The 22,818-nt window shown below is 70.4% G+C and carries 20 protein-coding genes; 11 read left to right on the top strand and 9 right to left on the bottom strand.

What is annotated here, in order from left to right; translation table 11 throughout:
• Positions 1-21: 21 nt before the first annotated feature.
• The 7 genes from ACFZP7_RS22265 (at position 22) to ACFZP7_RS22235 (ending at position 6,930) form a co-directional block, all read left to right on the top strand.
• Entirely contained in the window at positions 22-762 is a 741-nt protein-coding gene (locus ACFZP7_RS22265; protein ID WP_385635368.1) for an NrtR DNA-binding winged helix domain-containing protein, read from the top strand.
• Between the two features lie 3 nt (positions 763-765).
• The gene (locus ACFZP7_RS22260) at positions 766-1,929 is read left to right on the top strand and encodes a purine phosphorylase (protein WP_385635366.1); all 1,164 of its coding nucleotides are present in this window, start codon (positions 766-768) and stop codon (positions 1,927-1,929) included.
• On the top strand, positions 1,926-3,914 hold the full coding sequence (locus tag ACFZP7_RS22255) for a hypothetical protein (RefSeq protein ID WP_385635364.1): 1,989 nt from the start codon (positions 1,926-1,928) through the stop codon (positions 3,912-3,914). Before ACFZP7_RS22260 ends, ACFZP7_RS22255 begins: the two co-directional genes overlap by 4 nt.
• Before the next feature lie 20 nt (positions 3,915-3,934).
• Positions 3,935-4,474, top strand: a complete 540-nt coding sequence (locus tag ACFZP7_RS22250; RefSeq protein ID WP_019329131.1) for a hypothetical protein — start codon at positions 3,935-3,937, stop codon at positions 4,472-4,474.
• 146 nt (positions 4,475-4,620) lie between these two features.
• A complete protein-coding gene (locus ACFZP7_RS22245) occupies positions 4,621-4,884 on the top strand; it encodes a hypothetical protein (protein ID WP_029394141.1) in 264 nt (87 codons plus the stop codon).
• Positions 4,881-5,288, top strand: coding sequence for a PIN domain-containing protein (locus tag ACFZP7_RS22240; protein WP_062132049.1), 408 nt, complete (start codon positions 4,881-4,883; stop codon positions 5,286-5,288). The genes ACFZP7_RS22245 and ACFZP7_RS22240 overlap by 4 nt, the downstream gene beginning before the upstream one ends.
• Before the next feature lie 160 nt (positions 5,289-5,448).
• Entirely contained in the window at positions 5,449-6,930 is a 1,482-nt protein-coding gene (locus ACFZP7_RS22235) for a CBS domain-containing protein (protein ID WP_385635361.1), read from the top strand.
• Positions 6,931-7,032: 102 nt separating this feature from the next.
• On the opposite strand, the gene ACFZP7_RS22230 is transcribed toward ACFZP7_RS22235, so the two are convergent.
• The 4 genes from ACFZP7_RS22230 to ACFZP7_RS22215 all read right to left on the bottom strand — a co-directional run bounded on the left by ACFZP7_RS22230 (position 7,033) and on the right by ACFZP7_RS22215 (position 12,480).
• Positions 7,033-7,536 (bottom strand): nucleoside deaminase, encoded by a 504-nt coding sequence (locus ACFZP7_RS22230; RefSeq protein WP_030969355.1) that lies wholly within the window; start codon positions 7,534-7,536, stop codon positions 7,033-7,035.
• A gap of 243 nt (positions 7,537-7,779) precedes the next feature.
• On the bottom strand, positions 7,780-8,589 hold the full coding sequence (xdhC, locus tag ACFZP7_RS22225) for a xanthine dehydrogenase accessory protein XdhC (protein ID WP_031018841.1): 810 nt from the start codon (positions 8,587-8,589) through the stop codon (positions 7,780-7,782).
• 1 nt (position 8,590) lies between these two features.
• Positions 8,591-11,008 carry a xanthine dehydrogenase molybdopterin binding subunit gene (gene xdhB, locus ACFZP7_RS22220; RefSeq protein ID WP_385635359.1) on the bottom strand — a complete coding sequence of 806 codons (2,418 nt, stop codon included), beginning with the start codon at positions 11,006-11,008 and terminating at the stop codon, positions 8,591-8,593.
• The gene (locus tag ACFZP7_RS22215; protein WP_385635357.1) at positions 11,005-12,480 is read right to left on the bottom strand and encodes a xanthine dehydrogenase small subunit; all 1,476 of its coding nucleotides are present in this window, start codon (positions 12,478-12,480) and stop codon (positions 11,005-11,007) included. Before ACFZP7_RS22215 ends, xdhB begins: the two co-directional genes overlap by 4 nt.
• Before the next feature lie 531 nt (positions 12,481-13,011).
• On the opposite strand from ACFZP7_RS22215, the gene ACFZP7_RS22210 reads away from it, so the two are divergent.
• Complete coding sequence (locus ACFZP7_RS22210) at positions 13,012-16,224, top strand: tetratricopeptide repeat protein (RefSeq protein WP_385635355.1); 3,213 nt, start codon at positions 13,012-13,014, stop codon at positions 16,222-16,224.
• A gap of 70 nt (positions 16,225-16,294) precedes the next feature.
• Here ACFZP7_RS22210 and ACFZP7_RS22205 read toward each other — a convergent pair whose 3' ends face one another.
• Positions 16,295-16,522 carry a hypothetical protein gene (locus ACFZP7_RS22205; protein ID WP_167546022.1) on the bottom strand — a complete coding sequence of 76 codons (228 nt, stop codon included), beginning with the start codon at positions 16,520-16,522 and terminating at the stop codon, positions 16,295-16,297.
• A complete protein-coding gene (gene mca / locus ACFZP7_RS22200) occupies positions 16,515-17,396 on the bottom strand; it encodes a mycothiol conjugate amidase Mca (RefSeq protein ID WP_029394139.1) in 882 nt (293 codons plus the stop codon). The genes ACFZP7_RS22205 and mca overlap by 8 nt, the downstream gene beginning before the upstream one ends.
• Before the next feature lie 180 nt (positions 17,397-17,576).
• On the opposite strand from mca, the gene ACFZP7_RS22195 reads away from it, so the two are divergent.
• A complete protein-coding gene (locus ACFZP7_RS22195) occupies positions 17,577-17,975 on the top strand; it encodes a DUF4307 domain-containing protein (protein WP_019329120.1) in 399 nt (132 codons plus the stop codon).
• Positions 17,976-18,156: 181 nt separating this feature from the next.
• On the top strand, positions 18,157-18,654 hold the full coding sequence (gene greA / locus ACFZP7_RS22190) for a transcription elongation factor GreA (protein ID WP_019329119.1): 498 nt from the start codon (positions 18,157-18,159) through the stop codon (positions 18,652-18,654).
• A gap of 87 nt (positions 18,655-18,741) precedes the next feature.
• Here greA and ACFZP7_RS22185 read toward each other — a convergent pair whose 3' ends face one another.
• The 3 genes from ACFZP7_RS22185 to ilvA all read right to left on the bottom strand — a co-directional run bounded on the left by ACFZP7_RS22185 (position 18,742) and on the right by ilvA (position 22,083).
• Positions 18,742-19,608: an ABC transporter permease gene (locus ACFZP7_RS22185; RefSeq protein WP_031018834.1), complete on the bottom strand. Its 867-nt coding sequence runs from the start codon at positions 19,606-19,608 to the stop codon at positions 18,742-18,744.
• Positions 19,605-20,612 (bottom strand): ATP-binding cassette domain-containing protein, encoded by a 1,008-nt coding sequence (locus ACFZP7_RS22180; protein WP_385635353.1) that lies wholly within the window; start codon positions 20,610-20,612, stop codon positions 19,605-19,607. Before ACFZP7_RS22180 ends, ACFZP7_RS22185 begins: the two co-directional genes overlap by 4 nt.
• Positions 20,613-20,853: 241 nt before the next feature.
• Positions 20,854-22,083 (bottom strand): threonine ammonia-lyase, encoded by a 1,230-nt coding sequence (ilvA, locus tag ACFZP7_RS22175; RefSeq protein ID WP_019329116.1) that lies wholly within the window; start codon positions 22,081-22,083, stop codon positions 20,854-20,856.
• 162 nt (positions 22,084-22,245) lie between these two features.
• Here ilvA and ACFZP7_RS22170 point away from each other — a divergent pair, with 162 nt between their 5' ends.
• Positions 22,246-22,755: a MarR family winged helix-turn-helix transcriptional regulator gene (locus tag ACFZP7_RS22170; protein ID WP_175438202.1), complete on the top strand. Its 510-nt coding sequence runs from the start codon at positions 22,246-22,248 to the stop codon at positions 22,753-22,755.
• The last annotated feature ends 63 nt before the right edge of the window (positions 22,756-22,818 follow it).

Below are 22,818 nucleotides of genomic sequence, written 5' to 3'. Positions count from 1 at the left end.
AACTCAAGTACCTTGCTCTGCATGCAAGATGACGTGTGGTCACCTCCGTCTGTGCTACTGACGGTCGATCTCGTGATCCTGACGCTGCGGGAGGGGCACCTGCACGTCCTCCTGGTACAGCGGGGCGAGGAACCCTTTCGGGGGCTGCCCGCCCTGCCGGGAGGATTCCTGAACCACGATGGCGAGGAGATTCTGGATGCCGCCCACCGCGAACTGGACGAGGAAACGGCCCTGACCTCCAGCTGGGTACACCTCGAACAGCTCGCCGTGTACGGAGATTCGGGCCGCGACCCCCGGGGCCGGGTCGTCTCCGTGGCGCACTTGGCGATCGCGCCAGGGCTGCCCGACCCGGTCGCGGGAACGGATGCCACCGATGCCGCGTGGGTTCCCGCGGAGTCCGTGCTGTCCGGCGAGGTGACACTCGCCTTCGACCACCGTCGAATCGCGACGGACGGAATCGAGCACGCGCGCAAGAAGCTCGAGTTCACGTCGCTGGCCACGGCGTTCTGCGGAAAGGAATTCACCATCGCAGAGCTGCAACAGGTGTACGAGGCCGTCTGGGGTACCGAACTCGACACTCGCAATTTCTACCGGAAGGTCCAAGCCGCAAAGGGATTCATCGTCCCCGTCGGCACGGACCGCAGGAGCACGGGCGGACGGCCAGCACGGCTGTACAGGGCCGGCCCGAAGACCGTGCTGTTCCCACCGCTGATCCGGCCCGCGCCGTCCAGCACGAAAAGGAAAACGAAAGGGGAAGAGTAACAAATGCCGAAGAGCCCGGTGGTGATCCTCACCGCCCTCAATCTCGAGTATCAGGCCGTACACCAGAAGCTGGCGAGTCCGCAGGTGCACCGCCATGAGCGTGGCACTCGTTTCGAAACGGGAACCGTGCGAGGAACCTCGTGCCGTGTCGCACTCGGTCTGACAAGCAAGGGGAATGCTTCCGCAGCAGTGATCGCCGAACGCGCCATCCAGGAGTTTTCACCGATGGCCGTACTGTTCGTCGGGGTCGCCGGCGCCTTATGGGACACCACCAGGCTGGGTGACGTGGTGGTGGCGTCACACGTGTACGCGTATCACGGTGGGACCAGCGAGGATGACGGGCTCAAAGCCCGCCCCCGGGTGTGGGAAGCACCGCATGGCATCACCCAGCTCGCCTCGCACTTGGCTCGCTCGAACGACTGGGCGGACACAGCCTTCGGCCGGCCGGACGCGCCACAGGTGCGTTTCGGGGCGATCGCCGCCGGCGAGATCGTCCAGAACTCAAGGATCTCGGCCGAGGCGAAATGGATCCGGCAGCACTACAACGACGCACTCGCCATCGAGATGGAGGCGGCCGGTGTGGCACAGGCCGGCCATCTCAACGGGGCGCCGGTGGCCATCATCCGTGGAATCAGCGACCGGGCGGACGGCACGAAGAACAGCACGGACGACCGCAGCCAACAGCCGAAGGCCGCAGCGAACGCGGCGGCATTCGCCATCCGGCTGGCCGTGGAACTCGCTCGGGAGCAGGAGGAGACCGACATGTCCAGAGACGACATCGTCCCTTCGGCAGACCGGCTCAGCCGACACGTGAGCAACATCGCCCACAACAGCACCGTCGGCATCATGGCCGGCTCGGTCACGGGCAGCAGCGTTCATATGGACACGACTCCGCACGAGTCCGGTCCGACGCACCTCATCACGGGTCTCAAAGACTTCCGCGAGAATCTGAGGCGCCACCATGCTGAAGGCGCCCTCGACGACGATACCTACCACGAGGCACTTGCCGATCTGGATCTCGCCCTCCGGTCGGCCGGGGGAAAGACCCCAGATTCGCCGAAACGGGCGGCTATGACGCTCAGAAGACTGCGCGGACTGGTCGCGGACTGCCCTGCACTGATGGCTGAGCTGGCCCCCTTGATCGCCGCAGCCGGAGACCGAGCGTGAGCGAGAGCAGCGGTGCCGCCTACAGTTCGGCCGCGTACAACTCCACCGTCGGAATCCAGGCCGAGACCGTACACAACTCCAACGTCTACTTCGTTCACCCGGATGCTTCGCCGCAGGAGAAGTACCGGGTGGGCGTGCGGCTGCTGGAGGACGGGATCCCCAGCCGAGCCCGCGAAATGATCTCTGATGCGATTGCTCACGGCTTCCACAACGCCGAGGTCCGTTTCCACTGGGTGCTCGCCACGCTCAGCGCACGCACCTATCACGACCTCAGCGCCGAAGACGTCCAACGGCTGCAGTACGTCTCCGGGCTCGTACGGACCTACGCCGAGGACGACTGGAAGGAAGCCCTGCGCGTCACGTTCGACCTACTGGGGGCGCTCGGCACCGCAAGCGGAGAGACCGGGCCCGTACTGAAGCAGTTGCAGGATCTTCCGTCCCGCCAACGCAATGCGATCCTTCGCCACCTCGACCTCATACTCACCGGAGGGCTGAAGGACGAGCTGTGGGCGGAAACCCTTGAGCGGGCCACGACGGAGCGCTTCGGGAACGACCGGGTCCGCCGGGTCTGGGCCTACTTCGAGCCCGACCCCATCGGGGCGCGGGTCGCGCCGCCCCGGCCGAGGTCTGCTGCCGCTGCCGCTGCCGCTGCGGCCCTCCCCGTTCGGGTAGCTCTCTTCGTGCTCAGCAGTGTGATCCTCGGGGCCCTGGCATGGATCGCGAATCCAGCCCAAGCGGTCGTCGAGGCACTGGCGGCACTTGTAGCGGGTCGCACCGCGGCCCGCTACGGCCTCCTATGGTGGGGCCGGAACCCCCGGCCAGACTTCATGGTCGAGGCCGGCGCCCAACAGCCTCACCATCCCGCCCCTGCCGAGGACGGGTTCACCAAACGCGTCCACAGTAGGTTTGACCACTACTTCAGCGTCCGCACGCCCTACGGCTTCACCCCGGAGGCCTGGCTCGCCCACACCACGGACATCCGCAACGGCCTCGCGGCCGAGATCGCGGACCTTTACCGGGAGAGCCGGATCGGTGTGGAGCGGGTCGCCTGGCTGATCCGACACCTCGCCGAGGAGACACGGAATCGCCATAACAACGGCGCTCTGTTCGAGCAGCACCACCAAGGTCGGGCGCCGGCCAAGGCGAAGGTCATGACCGTCGTGGCCCTCGCCGTTCTCGGCGCCGCGGCTCTCTCAGGTCTCGCCACGGCAGTCTCGGGCACCGTCCCACCAGGGCCGCTGTGGGCAGTCCTGGCCTTGCTCGGTGCGGCCTGGTCCGGTCACACGGCCGCTCACCTGTGGCTGGAGGTCCGGCGTGAAGGCCACCGAGTGGCCCGGGAAACTCGGGAGTACCAGGAAGAACTGGCCGCACGACAGCACGCCTACCAGCGCTGGAAGGCGCTCCTGGACGCGACCCGCCCCAGTGAGCGGGAGATGGAGACCTGGCTCACCTGCGACAAGACTTCGTTCGTCGATGAGGCGCTACGACACCACCGGCTCACCTGGCGAGATCTGATCACGCACGCCATTCTCGTGGCCCCGGCCTCCTCCTACAGGCGGGGCCGGGTCCGGGGCGGCCCATGGCGGTACTCGCACTACGTCATCCGCCTCTTCCTGTTCACCCGGGACGGCATCCGCGAGATCAGCTCCGAGTTCAACTTCTCCGACGCAACGCGCAAGAACGAACAGCGGAGCAACTACCGGTTCGACGCACTGTCCTCGGTACAGGTGACGGAGAACATCGACGTCGGCTATGACCTGGAACTCGTCCTCACCAATGGACCAGCCCGGAAGATCCGCGTCAAGGATGCCGATGCCCATCAGCTGGCACCGGACGAGAGCGCCCAGGAGATATCCGAGATCAGCCTCAGCGCGGCCGGCTTCACCCATACCTTCCGCCTCCTGGAGGGGATCGCGGCAGACGGGAAGGGCTGGATCGAGCGACGCAACCCTGATGATTCGCCGATTTTCCGAGTCGCCGACTGATCCTGAAATCGAGCATAGAAATGGCTGCGCCTTCCATGGACGATGTCACCGAGAGCAAAGTCCTACTGGCCGAGTACGACCGTCTCAAGGAGGAGCAGAAGACCCGCATAGGGTTCCGCGACAACCTGCTCTACTTCACGATCGCCGCAGTCACCGTAGTCGTGGCGCTCACCGTCCAGAGCGGACAGTCCCCCCTCCTCCTCTCCGCGCCCGCGATCTGCCTGATTCTCGGCTGGACCTACCTGGTCAATGACGAGAAGATCTCGACGATCGGCTGCTACGTCCGCGACCGGCTGGGGCCGCGTCTCGGGGAACTCGCCTCCGCCCACGGCACGGTGTTCGGCTGGGAGGTCTACCACCGCGACGTGGCGGGCCGCACCATGCGCAAACGACTTCAGACTGCGGTGGACATGTTCACGTACCTGATTCTGCCCATGGTCTGCACGACCGCCTTCTGGTGCTCCACCGCCGTTCAGCCCCTGCTCCTGCTTGCTTCACTGGTGCAGACGCTCGCCCTGGCCATGCTGGGCTGGCAGTTCCTGCGCCGTACGGATTCGTAGCGCTTGCCAGGACGCCTGGACCTGTAGCCCCCAGAGGCCGCCGGGGCGGTCCGACCCCTTGCGCAACATGATGGTCGGCGGAGTCGAGACAAGCCGCTGCACGAGCGATCTACGGGATGTAATAGAGGTGGTCCTACACTAGATCCATGAAACGGAACCGAGCCGGAGTCACCGAGAACATCTCTGTGTCCATGCCCTCCGAGCTGGTCAGTGAACTCCGATCAAGGACCGGCCGCCGAGGTCTGTCCGGCTACATCACCGAAGCCGTCAGGCACCAGCTCGCCATGGACGGTCTCGCCGAGATCGTGGCCTCCCACGAGGAGGAACACGGCGCGCTCACGGAGCAGGAGGTCGAAGCCGCTCGTCGCGAGCTGTTCGGAGACGAGAACACCGAGCAGGGCGCCGCGTGAAGGAGCAGCCGGCCCGCTCGCTGGTGCTCGACTCCGAGGCGCTTTCCCGACTCCTGCGCAACGACCGTGCAATGGCGGCTCGCATTGAGGCATCCCGACAGGCCGGTGTCCCCGTTCTCGTGTCCGCGCTGACCATCGTTGAAGCCGTCCACGGAAAGACCGATGTGTCGCGCTTGAAATGGGTGCTCTCCCGGCTGCGAGTGGAACCGGTCAGCCAGGAGGACTCGCTCACTGCGGTAGGACTGCTGCGGGACGCAGGCGGGCTGCACGGGCACAAGTACGCGATTGACGCCCTCGTTGCCGCGCTCGCGCTTCGTGTCCCGGCCCCCGTGATCGTTCTGACCTCCGACCGCGATGACTGGTCGAAGCTCTGCGGGAGCCGCGTGATCATCAGAGAGGTGTGAGCACCGTCAGCTACTGGGCCTACCGGAGCAGGTAGGACGGCAGGCCCACACAAGTTGATGCTCTTCGTCCGACTCACCGCGCCAGGCGAGTGTCTCTGCGACGATCGATTCTCGTCGGGTGGGAACGAACAAGGGGTGGGTACCGATGTCGGAGTCGACCGTGGACGATGTCGAGGAGCTGACGACCGGACGGGCCTCCTATCTGATCGGCGGGCGACGGGTACGGGTATCGGATCTTGTGGAGGCCGGCCTGCTCCCGGCGGGAACACAGCTCACGTTCCTGCGCCGGCGATCGGGACAGGAGTACACCGCTTTCGTCACCGTGGACGGCAAGATCGAACTGCCTAACGGCCGACGGTTCCCCACCCCGTCGAAGGCGGCGGCCGCAGCCACCGGACGAGGCCCCTTCGACGGCTGGACCGCCTGGCAGCTGCCCGACGGCACGCTGCTGGACGCGTTGCGACAGGAGTTTCTCGACGCGGCTGCCGAACCGCTGTCCGGCGAGGACTCTCCCGAGAACGGTTCGGCGGCTCGGCACGCCTGGCTGAAGGAAGCCCGGAAGAAGGCTGACACATCGACACCGATCACGCTTACCGTCCGTAACCTCCTGGCGTGGTGGGGCTCGTCCCGACGCGGCTACCTGGTCACCGAGCAAGTAGCCGCGGAGCTGGCGAACCATGGGTTGTCCACGGTCCCGGACTTCGCGGCGGTCGGCCTCGACGACCGGGTCACCCTGACCGGGCCGCCCGTGGATACCGAGGACAGTCAGGATGCCGTGGCTGAGGACGAACCGAGGTCAGAGCGGCTGGTCGTCGGAACGCCCGGTGAGCCAGAAGCTGCACCGCCGGAACGTATTCCCTTGACCGCCGCTCCGCCGCCCAGCGCCTCCGTCGACGAGAAGAGCGGCGACGAGGACGAGCCCATACAGGGGCAGACGGTCGGTAACCTGCGCTCCGCCCTGGGAGGAGTGACATCGGTGAAGTCCTCGGCCAGCTTCGAGGAAGCGTTCACCAAGATGCGGCTCAACGGGTTCTCGCAGCTTCCGGTACTGAACGGGACTCGCAATCTCCAGGGCGCAGTCACGTGGGAATCCATGGCGCTGGCCCGCTACACGGACACCGAGGCGCCCTTCGCCCGCGCCATCGTCAAGGCCCACGCCGTCAGCTACGCGGATCACCTGATCGACGTCCTGCCGCATCTTGAACGGTTCGGCTTCGTCCTTGTGAAGAACCAGACCAACGAGATCGCCGGCATCGTCACCATTGCCGACGTGGCCGCTGAGTACGGTGCAACGGCCAGGCCGTTCCTGCTCATCGGCGATCTGGATCGGCAATTGCGTCGGGTCATTTCGGAAGGACTCGACCTGGCGGACGTGATCGCGTTGTGCGACTCGGACGGCCGCCGCAAGCTCGCCTCGTTCAATCAGCTTTCCTTCGGCGACTACCAGCGCGTCCTGAGCAACCAGGAACAGTGGGACAAGCTGGGTTGGCCGCTGGACCGCAAGTCCTTCACGGACTGCCTCAATGAACTGCGTGAGGTTCGCAATGAACTTATGCACTTCAACGACAAGGACAAGGCCGGAGAAGCAGCCATCCCGATGTTGCGCAACATGATCGACTTGCTGCGGGAACACGCGGGGTGAGAAGGGGCATCGTTCGTCGGTGAGCTGACGGCCCCGGAGGGGCCACACGTGGCGGGACGCGACGTGCGGCCCCCGCTCCGGTGCGGGGCGGCGGTTCGCCGATCAGTAGTCGACGCGGTCGCTCTTGGCGAGCCAGGCGTCGAACGGCTGGGTGCGGTGGGGCAGGTCGAGGTGCTCGACGGACATGGGCCACAGCTCCTGCGGACGCTTCTCGAAGAGGTCGTAGAACTTGCGGTCGTCGAAGCCGGCCACGGCGGCGTCGTGGCGGTCGGCGGAGTAGATCAGCCGGTCGACACGGGCCCACAGGGAGGAGGAGAGGCACATCGGGCAGGGCTCGCAGGACGTGACGAGGGTGCAGCCCTCCAGGCTGAAGGTGCCGAGCTGCCGGCAGGCGGCGCGGATGGCGCTGACCTCGGCGTGCGCGGTGGGGTCGAGGCTGGCGGTGACCTGGTTGTTGGCGAGCGCGACGACCTCGCCGTCCTTGGCGATGAGCGCGCCGAAGGGGCCGCCGCCGTTCGCGACGCTGGTGGTGGCCAGCTCGATCGCCTGGTTCATCCAGGCGCGCTCCTGCTCGCGGATGCCGGTCTCGGCGGTGTGGGTGGTCATGGCACTCCTCGGCTGGTGTGTGGTGGACCTGCGGCTGCAACCCGTAGGGGGAGTACACAGGCTGCTGGCCGGTAGCGGCCAGGGACCGAAGGCACGAACAACGAGCAGGCTGGTACCAGCGCTTCGTAGGTTCCCACAAACTCTATTCAGGCTTGCCGCGCCGGCCGGCGCACATGCCGGAGGGGTGCCCCCGTCCGCGCGGTTCACGCGGGCGGGGGCACCCCTCCGGACCGGTCCTGCGGGTCAGTCCCCCGCCGACTCGAAGGTGCGCAGCAGATCGGCCGCGACGCTCACGGCGATGGTCGCGGGCTCCTTGCCTGCGATGTCGGGCAGCCCGATCGGAGTCTTGATCCGGTCGATGGCGGCGTCGTCGTGCCCGCCCTCGGTGGCCAGGCGCTTACGGAACCGCGCCCACTTCGCCGCCGACCCGATCAGCCCGATGGAGCCGAGGTGATCGGTGCGCAGGGCGGCGTCGCACAGGGCGGCGTCCTCGGCGTGGTCGTGGGTCATGATCAGGACGTGGGTGCCGGGCGGCAACTCGGCCAGCACCTCCTCCGGCAGCAGCGGGGTGTGGTGCACGTGCACCTGGGCCACCGCGTCCGCCAGCACGCCGAGCCGTTCGTCGTCCAGGAGGTCGGCGCGGCTGTCGATCAGGTGCAGGTCGAGGTCCTGGCGGGCCAGGACGCGGGCCAGTTCCAGCCCGACGTGCCCGACCCCGAAGACCGCCACCGCGCGGACCACCGGAAGCGGTTCGAGCAGCACCGAGACCGTGCCGCCGCAGCACTGCACGCCGTGCCGGTTGGTCACCTTGTCGTTCAGGGCGAAATCCATCAGCTCGGGCTCCGGCTGGGACGCGGCGATCATCTCCCGCGCCCGGTCGATCGCGACGGCCTCGACGTTGCCGCCGCCGATCGAGCCCCACGTCCCGGTCCGCCCCACGACGAGCTTGGCACCGGCCTCACGCGGGGCGTGGCCGCGCACGGTCGCGACGGTCACCAGCACGCCGGGCTCCCGGCGTGCCCGCAACCGTGCGACCGCGGCGATCCACGTCATGTCAGGCACCGCTCAGCGCTTTCGCTCCGGTGCGGACCTCGCCGGCACCGGTGGCCGCGCTCCGGGAGCCGCCGTTCCCGGCCGCGTCGGCCCGCCGGGCCGCCTCGATCGCCCAGTACACCGCCTCCGGCGTCGCGGGCGAGGCCAGCTCCACGCTCACGCCGTCGGGGCCGAACGCGGCGGCGGCCTGCCGCAGCGCCTCGCGCACCGAGAACGCCAGCATCAGCGGGGGCTCGCCGACCGCCTTGGAGCCGTAGACCGCGCCCTCCTCGGTGGCGTTCTCCAGCAGGTGGACGTTGAACTCCTCGGGCATCTCCGAGAAGCTCGGCAGCTTGTAGGTGCTGGCGGCCTGGGTGAGCAGCCGGCCGCGGTTCGGGCCGTCGCCGGTGTCCCAGCGCAGGTCCTCCAGCGTCAGCCAGCCGGCGCCCTGCACGAAGCCGCCCTCGACCTGACCGATGTCGATCATCGGGGAGAGGCTGTCGCCGACGTCGTGGACGATGTCCACCCGCCGGATGCGGTACGCGCCGGTGAAGCCGTCCACCTCCACCTCGGTCGCCGCGGCGCCGATCGCGAAGTACTTGAACGGGGAGCCCCGGAAGGACTTCGCGTCCCAGTGCAGCCCCTCGGTCCGGTAGTAGCCGGCCGCCGACAGCTGGACCCGCTGGAAGTACGCGGTGCGCACCAGGTCGTCCCAGGCCAGCTCGGTGTCGCTGCCGAGGGCGCGCGCGACGCCCTCGACGATGCGCACGTCCGAGGCGTTGGCGCCGAGCTGCGAGGCGGCCACCTGCAGCAGCCGCTCGCGCAACTGCTCGCAGGCGTTCTTGATCGCGCCGCCGTTCAGGTCCGCGCCGGAACTGGCGGCGGTGGCGGAGGTGTTGGGCACCTTGTCGGTCCGGGTCGGGGCGAGGCGCACCTTGTGCAGCGGGATGCCCAGCGTGGTCGCGGCCACCTGGAGCATCTTGGTGTGCAGGCCCTGGCCCATCTCGGTGCCGCCGTGGTTGATCAGGACGGAGCCGTCCTTGTAGATCAGCACCAGCGCGCCGCCCTGGTTGAAGGCGGTGAGGTTGAACGAGATGCCGAACTTCACGCCGGTGACCGCCAGGGCCCGCTTGGTGTGCGGGTGCGCGGCGTTGAAGGCGGCGATCTCGCGCCTGCGGTCGGCGATGCCGCCGTCGGCCCGCACCTGCTCCCAGACGGTGGCGATCCGCTCGGGCTGGGTGACCGGCTGCCCGTACGGTGTCGTCTGGCCCTGGCCCGGCCGGTAGAAGTTGCGTTCCCGCAGCTCCATCGGGTCCAGGCCGAGCCGCGGCGCGCAGCGGCCGAGGATGTCCTCGATGACCAGCATGCCCTGCGGTCCGCCGAAGCCGCGGAAGGCGGTGTTGGAGACCGTGTGGGTCTTGGCGATGCGGCCGGCGACGCGCGCGTTGGGGATCCAGTACGTGTTGTCGATGTGGCACAGCGCGCGGGCCAGCACCGGCTCGGACAGGTCCAGGCTCCAGCCGCCGTCCGCGGTCAGCGTGGCCTCCAGGGCCTGGATGCGGCCCTCGGTGTCGAAGCCGATCTTCCACTCGGCGTGGAAGCCGTGCCGCTTGCCGGACATGGTCAGGTCCTGGGTCCGGTTGAGCCGGAACCGGACCGGGCGGCCGGTGAGCTTGGCGCCGAGCGCGGCGACGGCTGCGAAGCCGTGCGGCTGCATCTCCTTGCCGCCGAAGCCGCCGCCCATCCGCAGGCACTGCACGGTCACCTCGTGGGAGGGGACCCCGAGCACGTGCGCGACGATCTCCTGGGTCTCCGACGGGTGCTGGGTGCTCGACTGGATGAACACCTGCCCGTTCTCGTCGATCTGGGCGAGGGCCGCGTGCGTCTCCAGGTAGAAGTGCTCCTGGCCGGAGAACTGGAACTCGCCGGTGAACACGTGCGCGGAGTCGGCGAAGCCGGCGTCGACGTCGCCGTGCGTCATGACGGGGCGGGCGCCGTGGTAGCTGTCGGCCGCGATCGCGTCCTGGAGGGTGATCAGGGAGGGCAGCTCCTCGATCTCCACCTCGACGGCCGCCGCGCCCAGCCGGGCCGCCTCCAGGGTCTCGCCGAGCACCCAGGCGACGGCGTGGCCGTGGAACATGACCTCGTCGGGGAAGAGCGGCTCGTCGTGCTTCATCCCGGCGTCGTTGACACCGGGCACGTCGGCGCCGGTCAGGACGCGGACCACGCCGGGCACGGCGAGCGCGGGGGCGGTGCGCAGCGCGGTGATCCGGCCGTGGGCCTTCATGACCTGGACCGGGTGGGCGTGCAGCACGTCCTTGGTGCGCTGGACCAGGTCGTCGGTGTAGAGCGCGGTGCCCGTGACGTGCTGGTAGGCGCTCTCGTGGGGCATCGAGACGCCGACGGCCGGCTTCTCGGGACGCTCGGACAGGTGGCTCATGACGGCACCGCCTCGGTGGTCTGGGCGTACAGCTTCAGCAGGCTCTGGCCGAGCATCGCGGAGCGGTAGAGGGAGCTGGCGCGATGGTCGTCCATGGGGGTGCCCTCGCCCCGCAGCACCCGGGCCGCGTCCTCGGCGGTCTGAGCCGACCAGGGCCGGCCCTCCAGGGCCGCCTCGGTGGCGAGCGCGCGGACCGGGGTGGCGGCCACGCCGCCCAGGCCGATGCGCGCCTTGCGGACGACGCCTTCCTCCACGTCGAGGGCGAAGGCGACCGCCACGCTGGAGATGTCGTCGAAGCGACGCTTGGCGATCTTGTGGAAGGCGGTGACCGGCGACAGCGGCAGCGGGACGCGCACCGCGCGGATCAGCTCTCCGGGGCGGCGCACGCTCTGCCGGTACCCGGTGAAGTACTCGGCCAGCGGCACCTCGCGCTCGCCGTCGGCGTCGGCCAGGAGCAGCGACGCCTCCAGCGCGAGCAGCACCGGCGGGCTGTCACCGATGGGCGAGCCGGTCCCGAGGTTGCCGCCCAGGGTGGCGCCGTTGCGGATCAGCCGGGAGGCGAACTGCGGGAACAGCTCCGCCAGCAGCGGCACGGTGCCGTCGAGGCGGCGTTCGATCTCGGTGAGCGTGAGGGCCGCGCCGATCTCGATGTGGTCGTCCTCCACCCGCAGCTCCCGCAGTTCGGGCAGCCGGTCGACGGCGACCACGCAGTCCGCGCGGCGGGCGCGGATGTTGACCTCCACGCCCCAGTCGGTGCTGCCCGCGACGACGACCGCGTCGGGCCGCTCGCGCAGCAGCCGCAGGGTCTCGGCCAGGGTGTCCCGGCGCAGGAACGCGGTGTCGTCCCGGGTGTACTCGGTGGCGACGGGGGCGGGCGGGGCCTGCTCGCGGCGCCGCGCCAGCGGGTCCTCGTCGGCGGGCGCGCCGACGGCGAAGGCGGCGTCGCGGATCGGGCGGTAACCGGTGCAGCGGCACAGGTTGCCGCTGAGGGCGTGCAGGTCGAAGCCGTTCGGGCCGTGCTCGGCGTCCATGCCGCCGGCCGGCTCCGGGGCCTCGGACCCGTGGGCGCAGCGGTCGGGCCGGTAGTACTCGGCCGCCATGCTGCACACGAACCCCGGCGTGCAGTAGCCGCACTGCGAGCCGCCGCGGACCGCCATCTCCTCCTGCACCGGGTGCAGGACGGCGGGCGTACCCGGTGCACCGGCGGTGGCCAGTCCCTCGGAGGTGACGACCTCCTGGCCGTCGAGCGCCGCGACCGGGACCAGGCAGGCGTTGACCGCCACCCAGTCGGTGGGCTTGTTCACGCCGGGGCGGGCCACCAGGACGGAACAGGCACCGCACTCGCCCTCCGCGCAGCCCTCCTTGGTGCCGGTGAGACCGCGGTCGCGCAGGAAGTCCAGCACCGTGGTGTGGGGCGCGGCGGGGGCGATGGGCTCTTCTTTCCCGTTGACGGTGATCCGTGCCGCTACCATGCCAGGCCTTCATTTCGGTTTCGGGCAGGACGATTCATCATGTTCGCCAATTCCAGGCAGCTTTCTGTGTTCGGACGCGCCACGCGGGGAAAAACGGGCGCACATCGACACGCGACGAGGGCATGCCGTGAAGTGAAGAAGGGGAAAACCCGAAAAGTGCCACGCGAGGGCACAGCGGAACGGCTACTCAGCAGCCGTGCGCGACCCGACCGGAAACCCAGACCGTACGGCGGGCGAGGCGACTCAGATCAGAGTTGGTGTTCATCTGCCGGTCGCCTCCTTTCAAAGATTATGGGTCTGCCTCCTTCGCAAATTAGTGGCTGCGGTCACCCCGGTCAAGAGTTCGGGGACAAACTGCGGGACGAGATCTTCCGGGCCGGCCGATGACGGCCCGGACCCTCCCCAGGGTCTCCCCCTCGCAGGACACTTGACCGACGCACAACCGGGGAAGGACCCGGGGATGAGCCGGGAGAGTCCCCCGGAGGTTCGGGGACACCCGGGTGGCACCGATGCCGCCGGAGGGGGCGCGACATGCGGGACAGTCATCGGTCGGAGGCCGAGCGGCTGCTGAGGCGAGCCGTGGAGGAGGAGGTACGGCGCTCGGGCGGCCGCACGGACGGCACTGTGCTGCTGTCCCGGGCGCGCGGGTCGCTGGACGCGATGGCGGGCACCGCCGCCGAGGAGTACGAGGCGTACGTCCGGGCCCTCGACGAGGCGACGGCCGGACAGCTCACCTTCCGGCAGCGTTACGCCCGGGAGGGCGCAGGCACTCCCCTGCTGGTGGCCGCCGTGGCGGCGGTCGCCGCCGTGGTGGCCGACGTGGCCCTGGGCACCGGCACGGGCACCGCGGTGGGCGCGGGTGTGGCCGTCGGGGTGGTCGGCGCCGCCGCGACCGTGGTGAAGGTGGTCGGGTCCCATCTGCCGGCCGCCCACCACCGCGCGGGGGCCGCCGGCCAGCCCGGCGGGCCGGAGCAGCTGCGGCTGCAGTGGCTCACGGCGCTGGAGGTGCGCGGCATCCGCCCCTTCCTCGACCAGCAGCGGATGCTCGCCGCGTCCACCGGGCCGAAGAAGCAGCCCGGCCCCAAGCTGCGGGGCGCGGACAAGAGCGCGGCGGCCCGCGGGCGCAACGCGCTGGAGCAGTCGTTCGCGCAGCTCCCGGAGCCGGAGGCCACCTTCGCGGGCCGGCGCCACGAGATGGCCCGGCTGCGGCAGTGGGTGCAGGCGGCCCGCGCGAGCACGCAGACCCTGCCGACGGTGGTGGTGCTGCACGGGGCGCCGGGCAGCGGACGTACGACGCTGGCGGTGCGGGCCGCCCACGAGCTGCGGGACCACTTCCGCGGGGCGTGCGTGGTGGATCTGCGCGGGGACGCCCCCGCCTCGGGCGGCGAGGCACCGCTGAGCACCCGTGAAGCCCTGCTGCACCTGCTGAACCGGCTCGGGGCGCCCCGCGAGCAGCTGCTGTTCCGGGAGCGGGCCTCGGCGGCCCAGCAGGTCAAACGGCTCAGCGAGCTGTACCACCAGCATCTGACGGGCGTGCCGGTCACCGTCGTACTGGATGACGCCTGCGATCCGGAGCAGGTGCGCACGCTGATCCCGGAGCGGTCGGACAGCCTGGTCCTGGTCACCGCGCGCGAGCCGCTCCGGCTGCCGCCCGACCTGCCGGCGCGGGTGTACGACCTGCCCGTCGGGGCGCTGGACGCGGCCGGCGCGGAGGAGCTGCTGGCCGCCTGCGCGCAGGACGCCTCGGGGCCCTACGACGCGGAAGCCTGCGACCGTGTCCGGGAGCTGTGCGGCGGGCTGCCGCTGGCGCTGCGCATCGCGGGGTCGTCGCTGGGCCCGCGTTCGCCGCGCGCCCTGGCGACCGACCTGGGCGCGTACGGGCCGGTGGAGCCGGCCGAGCGGGCGCTGTGGCTGCGCTACACCGACCAGCCGGAGGTCGCCCGCCGGCTGCTGCGCCGGCTGGCGCTGGCCGGGCGCACCTCGCTGGGCGCGCCGGCCGCCGCCGCGCTGCTGGCCACGGACGAGACGGAGGCGGCCCGGCAGCTGGCGGAGCTGGCGCGGGCGGGCCTGCTCGACCATGTGCGCGGCAGCCGGTACCGGCTGCACGACGTGGTGCGGGCCTTCGCCCGGGCGCGGCTCGCCGACGAGGAGGAGCCGGCCGAGCGGGCGGCGGCGCAGGAGCGGCTGATCGCGAACTACGCCGAGCTGGCCGACTCGGTGCTGCGCCTGGTCGACGGCAACATGTCGACCCGCTCGGACCGCTTCGGGCAGTACGGCTTCACCTCCCTGGACGAGGCGCTGCGCTGGCTGGACGACGAGTCGAGCTTCATCACGGCGACGCTCAGACACGCGGAGGGCGTGGACCAGGGCGCGGTGCTGAACCTGCTGGGAGCGCTGTGCGACTACTGCCTGCTCCGCGGCGACCTGTACCGGCTGGGCGAGATCAGCGAGCTGGCGCAGTCCGTGGACCAGGGGCTGCTGGTGCGCTCGGTGCAGTGGCGCACCGGCATCGCGGCGCGGCAGCTGGGTGAGCTGGACAAGGCGCGGACGACGCTCACCTCCGTGGTCGACCTGTACATGGAGGCCCACCACGACGCGGGGGCGGCCCGTGCCCTGTGCTCGCTGGGCATCACCCTGCACCACCAGGGCAACCTGACCGAGGCGGCGGCGAAGCTGCGGGAGGCGCTGGACCTCCAGGCATCGCCCGAGCTGGCCACGGACCGCGCGTGGACCCTGCACGCGCTGGCCGCGGTGCAACGGGACCGGGCGCGGCTCGCGGAGGCCCTGGACCTGCTCACCGAGTCACTGGTGCTGCACCGGGCGGGCGAGTCGCTGCACGGCCAGGCGTGGGCCCACTTCCAGCTGGGCCAGCTCCACCTGCGCAGGGGCGACGTACCGGGCGCGGAGGCGGATCTGCGGGCGGCCCTGGAACTGTACGGCCGCACCCAGGACGCCCGGGGCGAGGCGTGGGCGCTGACCCAGCTGGCGCGGGCGCGCCTGGTGGACGGCGACGCGTCCGAGGCGCTGGACGAGCTGCGGCGGGCGGCGGTCCGGCACCGGGAGAACGAGGACGCGCGCGGCGAGGCGTGGACGGTCTACTACGTGGGCCAGGCGCTGGAGGAGACCGGCGACCTCGACCAGTCGGTCCGCGAGCTGGAGCGCTCCCGCACGATGTTCTCCCGGATGCGGGACGTGTACGGGCTGGCCTGCGCCCGGCACCACTCGGCCCGGGTGACCCGCGACCAGCGCGCCGCCCAGACCGGCTCGCTGCGCAACTCGGGCTTCGCCCGGCAGCTCCTGGTCGACGCGCGCGCCGACTTCCAGCGCATCGGCGTCGGGCACGGGGAGGCGTGGACCTGCCTGGAGCTGGCGGTCGTGGACGCGGGCAACGCCCGTACCCAGCAGGCCCTGGCCCTGTGCGACGAGGCGGCGGCGCTCTTCGCGGCCTACGGCGACCGGCGGGGCGAGGACTGGGCCCGCTTCCTGCGCTGCACCCTGCTGCCGTACGCCGCTCCCGGCGGCGTGGAGGTCGGCACGGCGGTGGCGCAGGAGGAGCTGGCCCAGCTGTCCCGGGCCGGTCACCCGGCCCGGGACACCAAACTGGACGACTACATCGGGGCCTACCGGCTCCTCCTGGAACGCGGCGTCCAGCTGGAGGCGGGCTGGCAGGCCTGGCGCCTGGGCATGGTCCCGAACCGTCAGGCCCGGGAGGTGATGGGAGTGGCGGTCACGGCCGAACCGTGACCGCGCCGGGTCCTGCCGTCACACTCCCGTCGTCCGCCGCGAGGCAGACGGGAGTGGGGACGACAGACCCTCAGCGCCGGTCGGACTCGACCCGCTCACCGCCGGGGGCCTCCGCCTCCTTGAAGTCCACCCTGCCCATGTGCCGGTTCATGGACTTCATCAGGCCCCACACCGCCAGAGCCATCACCGCGAAGACGATGAACCCGAGGACGCCGGGCGTGACCTTGTCCTCGTCCAGCTCGGCGAGGGTGACGAGGTGCGTCATTGCCATGCTTGCGCTTGCGCTCATGTCAGGCATTGTCCCGGATGCCCGCGAAGAGGTCGTCCTCGGGGAGGGAGGTTTCCACGAGGGACTTCGCGAGCTCGTACTCCTCGGTGGGCCAGACCTCCTTCTGGATCTCCATCGGCACCCGGAACCAGCCCCCGTCGGGGTCGATCTGGGTGGCGTGCGCGATCAGCGCCTTGTCGCGGATCTCGAAGAAGTCGGCGCAGGGCACGTGCGTGGTGAGCGTGCGCTCCTTGCGCTCGAACTCCGACCAGCGCTTGAGCCAGTCCCCGTAGGGCGACTCCAGGCCGCGCTCGAGCAGCGCGTTGTGCAGCGCCTCCGTGCGGGGGCGGTTGAAGCCCTGGTTGTAGTAGACCTTCAGCGGCTGGTAGGCCGCCCCGTACTCCGCCTCCGGGTACTTCTCGGTGTCCGCCGCGCCCTCGAAGGCCACCATCGTGATCTTGTGGGTCATGATGTGGTCGGGGTGCGGGTAGCCGCCGTTCTCGTCGTAGGTGGTGATCACCTGGGGGCGGAAGGCGCGGATCTTGCGCACCAGCTCGCCGGCCGCCTTGTCGACGTCCTCCAGGGCGAAGCAGCCCTCCGGCAGCGGCGGCAGCGGGTCGCCCTCGGGCAGTCCGGAGTCGACGAAGCCGAGCCACTCCTGCTTGACGCCGAGGATCTCCCGGGCCTCGTCCATCTCCTTCTTGCGCACCTCGTGGATGTGCTCCTCGATGTACGCGTCGCCCTGGAGCTTGGGGTTGAGGATGGAGCCGCGTTCCCCGCCCGTGCAGGTCACCACCAGCACGTCCACCCCCTCGGACACGTACTTCGCCATGGTGGCCGCGCCCTTGCTCGACTCGTCGTCGGGGTGGGCGTGGACGGCCATCAGTCGCAGCTGGTCAGTCAAGACTCATTCCTCGGTCAGTCGGCGCCCTGGTGCATCGGCGCGATCCAATGGGTGCCGCCCCGTAGGGGCGTCCGTGAGGGGCGGCGGTCGGGTGGCGGGTGGGCGGCTTCTATAGTGACCGAATCGGGCGCGGAATAATTCCGCGGCCCGGGCGGACCCGCTCCAGCGGAGAGGACGATCATGAGTACGGCGAGCACACGAGCGCCCGAGAGCCGGTACGGCCGCTCCTCGGACGAACGGGCCGACCGCACGCTCAAGATCGTCGGCGCCGTGCTCGGGGCCGTCCTGCTCGCCGTCATCGGCTGGTTCGGCTACCACTACGTCGGCCAGAACAAGATCAGTGGCGAGCTGATCGGGTTCGAGCTGGCCGAGGACTCGGTGCAGGTGCACCTGGAGGTCCGCAAGGACGCGGGGGTCACCGGCTACTGCACGGTCCGCTCCCAGGCGGAGGACGGCGACGAGGTGGGCCGGGCGGACTTCCGCTTCGAGGACGACGACACGCGCATCGACCGGGTCGTCACCCTGCGCACCAAGGCGGCGGGCACGACGGCCGAGCTGCTCGGCTGCCACGCGGACTGATCCCACGGGCGTCCGCCGCCACCAATCCGCAGGCCCTGACCTGCGGACTCACGATTCTGGTGGCTTATGTCCTCCCCCTTTGGGCAGTCAATTGTTAGGCTCGTGGTTTCGCCCTTCCGTGAAGGAACATCCTTCTGGGTAGGGCGTTGATTTGTATTCCCAGTACCAACGAGGAGCACCCGTGACCCAGACCAGCGAGAACGTCACCTGGCTGACCCAGGAGGCGTACAACAAGCTCAAGGAGGAGCTTGCATACCTTACTGGTCCTGCGCGCACCGAGATCTCTGCCAAGATCGCCGCGGCGCGTGAGGAGGGGGACCTGCGCGAGAACGGCGGGTACCACGCGGCGAAGGAGGAGCAGGGCAAGCAGGAGCTCCGCGTGCGCCAGCTGACCCAGCTGCTCGAGAGCGCCAAGGTGGGTGAGGCTCCGGCCGCCGACGGCGCGGTGGCGCCCGGCATGGTGGTCACGATCGCCTTCGACGGTGACGAGGACGACACGCTGACCTTCCTGCTCGCCTCGCGCGAGTACGCGAGCTCGGACATCGAGACCTACTCGCCGCAGTCCCCGCTGGGCTCGGGCGTCATCGGCCACAAGGTCGGCGAGGACGCCGAGTACGAGCTGCCGAACGGCAAGATGGCCTCCGTGAAGATCCTGAAGGCCGAGCCGTACAACGGCTGACCCGGCCGACGGCCCGGGCCCCCGCGGGGCCGGGCCGGCATCCGTGCTGTGCGGGCCCCCGGCGTCCTGGTGACGCCGGGGGCTTCGTCATGCGGCGGCCGAGCGGTACTTGCGCACCGCCAGCGTGCGGAAGACCGCGATGATCAGCACGGACCAGATCAGCGAGGCCCAGACGGGGTGCTGCATGGGCCAGGCGTCGGACTGCACGACACCCGGGTTGCCGAACAGCTCGCGCGTGGCCTGCACGGTCGCGCTGAACGGGTTCCACTCGGCGATGTGGCGCAGCCAGGGGGTCATCTGGCTGGAGTCCACGAACGCGTTCGACACGAAGGTCACCGGGAACAGCCAGATGATCCCGCCCGAGGTCGCCGCCTCCGGGGTGCGGACCGACAGCCCGATCAGGGCGCCGATCCACGTGAACGCGTACCCGAGCAGGAGGAGCAGGCCGAAGGCGCCCAGCACCTTCCCGGCGTTGGTCGGCTCGGCGGACCCCACGCGCCAGCCGACGATGAGCGCGACGACGGCGAGGACCAGCACCGTGACGCAGGTCTGCGCGAGATCGGCGACGGTCCGGCCGGTCAGCACGGCGCCGCGGGCCATCGGCAGCGACCGGAAGCGGTCGACCAGTCCCTTCTGCATGTCGTCGGCGATGCCGGCGGCCGATCCGGCGGTGGCGAAGGTGACGGTCTGGGCGAAGATGCCGGCCATCAGGAAGTCCTTGTAGACGTCCGCGTCGGTGGTGTTCCCGATCTTCATCGAGCCACCGAAGACGTAGGTGAAGAGGACCACGAACATGACCGGCTGGATGACCCCGAAGAGGACCATCTCCGGGATCCGGGTCATCCGGATCAGATTCCTGCGGGCGATGACCAGCGAGTCCCGCACGGACTGGCCCACGGAACCGACGGAACCGGTGTGTGCCGCGGTCCGCGCGGCGTCGGTGGCGGCGCTCACTTGGCGGCCTCCTTCTCGGGCTGGTGACCGGGGTCTGTCTCGGGGGCGTCGTCCTCGGCCTTGGTCTCGGCCGCGTGGCCGGTGAGGGAGAGGAAGACGTCGTCGAGGGTGGGGCGGCGCAGGCCGATGTCGTCGATCTCGATGCCGCGCGTGTCCAGCTCGCGGATCACCTCGGCGAGCAGCTTGGCACCGCCGGTGACGGGGACGGTGAGCTTGCGGGTGTGGTCCTCGACGGTGGTGGCGCCCTTGCCGAAGCCGGTGAGCACCTCGGCGGCCGTCGCCATGTGCTCGCGCTCGTGCACCACGACCTCGACGCGCTCCCCGCCGGTGCGCGCCTTGAGCTCGTCCGAGGTGCCGCGGGCGATGACGTGTCCGCGGTCGACGACCGCGATGTCGTGCGCGAGGTGGTCGGCCTCCTCCAGGTACTGGGTGGTCAGCAGCAGGGTCGTACCGCCGGAGACCAGCTGCTTGATGACTTCCCAGAGCTGCTGGCGGTTGCGCGGGTCCAGGCCGGTCGTCGGCTCGTCCATGAACATGACGGGCGGGGAGACGACCAGGGCGGCGGCGAGGTCGAGCCGCCGGCGCATACCGCCGGAGTAGGTCTTGGCGGGGCGGTCGGCGGCGTCCGAGAGGTGGAACTGCTCCAGCAGCTCGACGGCGCGGGCCTTCGCCGCCCTGGCCCGCATCTGGTAGAGCTGGCCGACCATCTGGAGGTTCTCACGGCCGGTCAGGTACTCGTCGACCGCGGCGAACTGGCCGGAGAGGCCGATCGAGCGGCGGACCTCGTTGGGGTGTGCGAGGACGTCGATGCCCGCGACGAACGCCCTGCCGCTGTCCGGGCGCAGCAGCGTCGTCAGACAGCGGACGGCGGTGGTCTTGCCCGCGCCGTTCGGCCCGAGGAGGCCGAGGACGGTGCCTTCGGGGACGTCCAGGTCGACGCCGTCCAGAGCCCTTACGTCACCGAAGGTCTTCACCAGGCCTTCGGCATAGATGGCGCCCGGCATATGAGTCTCCACGTCTTCGGGGAATCTTCGGAAAGCCTAGGTTTGTACGTTTCGCGGCGCCCGGCGAGCGATTTACGGCGAGCGATCCACGTCACACCATAACGCGATGTATCGCGTTCCACAACGCGCGGGCGGGCATTCGTCCGCCCGCGCCGTCGGGGCCGGCGCCGTGGTGCCGGTGGTCCCGTGGTGCCGGTGGTCCCGTGGTGCCGGTGGTCCCGTGGTGCCGCGCCGGCGCCTCTCAGCCGATGACCGGGTAGCCGGCCTCCCGCAGAGCGCGGCCGACCTCGACGCAGTGCTCCGGGCCCTTCGTCTCCAGGTGGAGCTCGACCTCCGCCTCCGTGAGCCCGAGCCGCGGGTCGGTCCGTACGTGGCTCACGTCCAACACGTTCGCGTCCACCACCGACAACACCCCCAGCAGTGTCGCCAGCGCCCCCGGCCGGTCCGTCAGACGCAGGCGAACGGCCAGGTAGCGGCCCTGCGCGGCCATGCCGTGCCGCAGCACGCCCTGCATCAGCACCGGGTCCACGTTCCCGCCGGACAGCACCGCCACCACCGGGCCCGCGAAGGCGCCGGGCTCGCTCAGCAGCGCCGCCACCGGGCTCGCGCCGGCCGGCTCCACCACCAGCTTGGCCCGCTCCAGGCACAGCAGCAGGGCGGTGGACAGCTCGTCCTCGGAGACCGTGCGCACCTCGTCCACCAGATCGCCGACGATCCCGAACGGCACGTCACCGGGCCGCCCGACCTTGATGCCGTCGGCCATCGTCGAGGGGTGCTCGACGGCCACCGGGCGCCCCGCCGCGAGCGAGGGCGGGTACGCCGCCGCGCCCTCGGCCTGCACGCCCACGATCCGCACGTCCGGCCGCAGCGCCTTCACCGCGACCGCGATCCCGGCCGCCAGCCCTCCCCCGCCGATGCCGACCACGACGGTCCGCACCTCGGGGCACTGCTCCAGGATCTCCAGCCCGACCGTGCCCTGCCCCGCGATGACGTCCGGGTGGTCGAAGGGGTGGATGAACACCGCGCCCGTCCGCTCGGCGTACTCCTGCGCTGCGGCCAGCGTCTCGTCGACCACCTGGCCGTGCAGCCGCACCTCGGCGCCGTAGTCGCGGGTCGCGCTGATCTTGGGCAGCGGGGCGCCCTTCGGCATGAACACCGTCGCGTGCACCCCGAGCAGCGACGACGCCAGCGCCACGCCCTGCGCGTGGTTGCCCGCGCTCGCCGCGACCACGCCGGCGGCCCGCTGCTCGGGCAGCAGACCGGCGATCCGGACGTAGGCGCCGCGCAGCTTGAACGAACCGGTCCGCTGGAGGTTCTCGCACTTGAGGTGCACCGGCGCGCCGACCAGTTGGGACAGGTGCCGGCTGCCCTCCATCGCGGTCACCCGCGCCACACCCGAGAGCATCTTCTGCGCCCCGCGCACGTCGTCGAGGGTGACGGGTGCGACAGGGGCGGCCGTGCGGTAGCTCATGTCTCCAGCATCGCAGTTCACGGACGCCCGAGGCCGTTGTGACCAACCTCCGAGACCCGCTTTGCCCGGCGCGGGCCCGGCTCGCCGCCCGGCCGCGTACCCTGTCCCCCAATTAGCAGCCCTCCACGAAGTGAGCCCCCGGCCATGCCCACAACACCTGAAATGTCGATGGACATGACGACCGCCGGTGACACCGGTCTTCTCGAGACGCTCCAGCACGAGGTGGCGCTCTTCGCCCGTCGTGCCGAACAGACCCGGCTCGGTGGCGTCGGGCAGGTGCGCAACACCATGGACCGCGCCGCCTACCTGCTGCTCAACCGCCTCGACAAAGAGGGCCCGATGGGCGTGAAGGCGCTCGCGGCGAGCATGGGCATCGACTCCTCCACCGTCACCCGGCAGGTGGCCCCGCTCGTCGACACCGGCCTGGTCAAGCGGACCTCGCACCCCGAGGACGGCCGCGCGGTGGTCCTCCAGCTGTCCCCGCGCGGCGTGTCGCGGCTGGAGGAGGTCCGCTCCTCCCGGCGTCAGCTCATGGCCGAGCTGACACACGACTGGGCGCCGGAGGAGCGCGAGGCGTTCTGCACGCTCCTCGCGCGCTTCAACGGCGCCCTGTCCGCCCGTATGGCCCCCTCGGGCGCGGCGGCGGGCCAGGACTCGCCCGCCTCCTCCTGAGCCTCGCGCCCGGGCCCCCGCCGGACGGCCGCCGGGCTCACGGATGCCGGGCTCACGGGTGCC

The sequence above is a fragment of the Streptomyces sp. SudanB5_2050 genome, assembly GCF_964272335.1.
GTDB classification, from domain to species: domain Bacteria; phylum Actinomycetota; class Actinomycetes; order Streptomycetales; family Streptomycetaceae; genus Streptomyces; species Streptomyces rochei.
This window is presented reverse-complemented; position numbering and strand designations above follow the sequence as displayed.

Excerpts from the sequence above, each read along its gene's own strand:
- ACFZP7_RS22215 (WP_385635357.1), bottom strand. The coding sequence starts at position 12,480 with ATGGTAGCGGCACGGATCACCGTCAACGGGAAAGAAGAGCCCATCGCC.
- ACFZP7_RS22180 (WP_385635353.1), bottom strand. The coding sequence starts at position 20,612 with ATGCCGGGCGCCATCTATGCCGAAGGCCTGGTGAAGACCTTCGGTGAC.
- ilvA (WP_019329116.1), bottom strand. The coding sequence starts at position 22,083 with ATGAGCTACCGCACGGCCGCCCCTGTCGCACCCGTCACCCTCGACGAC.
- xdhB (WP_385635359.1), bottom strand. The coding sequence starts at position 11,008 with ATGAGCCACCTGTCCGAGCGTCCCGAGAAGCCGGCCGTCGGCGTCTCG.
- ACFZP7_RS22265 (WP_385635368.1), top strand. The coding sequence starts at position 22 with ATGCAAGATGACGTGTGGTCACCTCCGTCTGTGCTACTGACGGTCGAT.
- ACFZP7_RS22210 (WP_385635355.1), top strand. The coding sequence starts at position 13,012 with ATGCGGGACAGTCATCGGTCGGAGGCCGAGCGGCTGCTGAGGCGAGCC.
- ACFZP7_RS22205 (WP_167546022.1), bottom strand. The coding sequence starts at position 16,522 with ATGCCTGACATGAGCGCAAGCGCAAGCATGGCAATGACGCACCTCGTC.
- ACFZP7_RS22170 (WP_175438202.1), top strand. The coding sequence starts at position 22,246 with ATGTCGATGGACATGACGACCGCCGGTGACACCGGTCTTCTCGAGACG.
- xdhC (WP_031018841.1), bottom strand. The coding sequence starts at position 8,589 with ATGACGTGGATCGCCGCGGTCGCACGGTTGCGGGCACGCCGGGAGCCC.
- ACFZP7_RS22250 (WP_019329131.1), top strand. The coding sequence starts at position 3,935 with ATGGCTGCGCCTTCCATGGACGATGTCACCGAGAGCAAAGTCCTACTG.
- ACFZP7_RS22230 (WP_030969355.1), bottom strand. The coding sequence starts at position 7,536 with ATGACCACCCACACCGCCGAGACCGGCATCCGCGAGCAGGAGCGCGCC.
- ACFZP7_RS22260 (WP_385635366.1), top strand. The coding sequence starts at position 766 with ATGCCGAAGAGCCCGGTGGTGATCCTCACCGCCCTCAATCTCGAGTAT.
- ACFZP7_RS22245 (WP_029394141.1), top strand. The coding sequence starts at position 4,621 with ATGAAACGGAACCGAGCCGGAGTCACCGAGAACATCTCTGTGTCCATG.
- ACFZP7_RS22195 (WP_019329120.1), top strand. The coding sequence starts at position 17,577 with ATGAGTACGGCGAGCACACGAGCGCCCGAGAGCCGGTACGGCCGCTCC.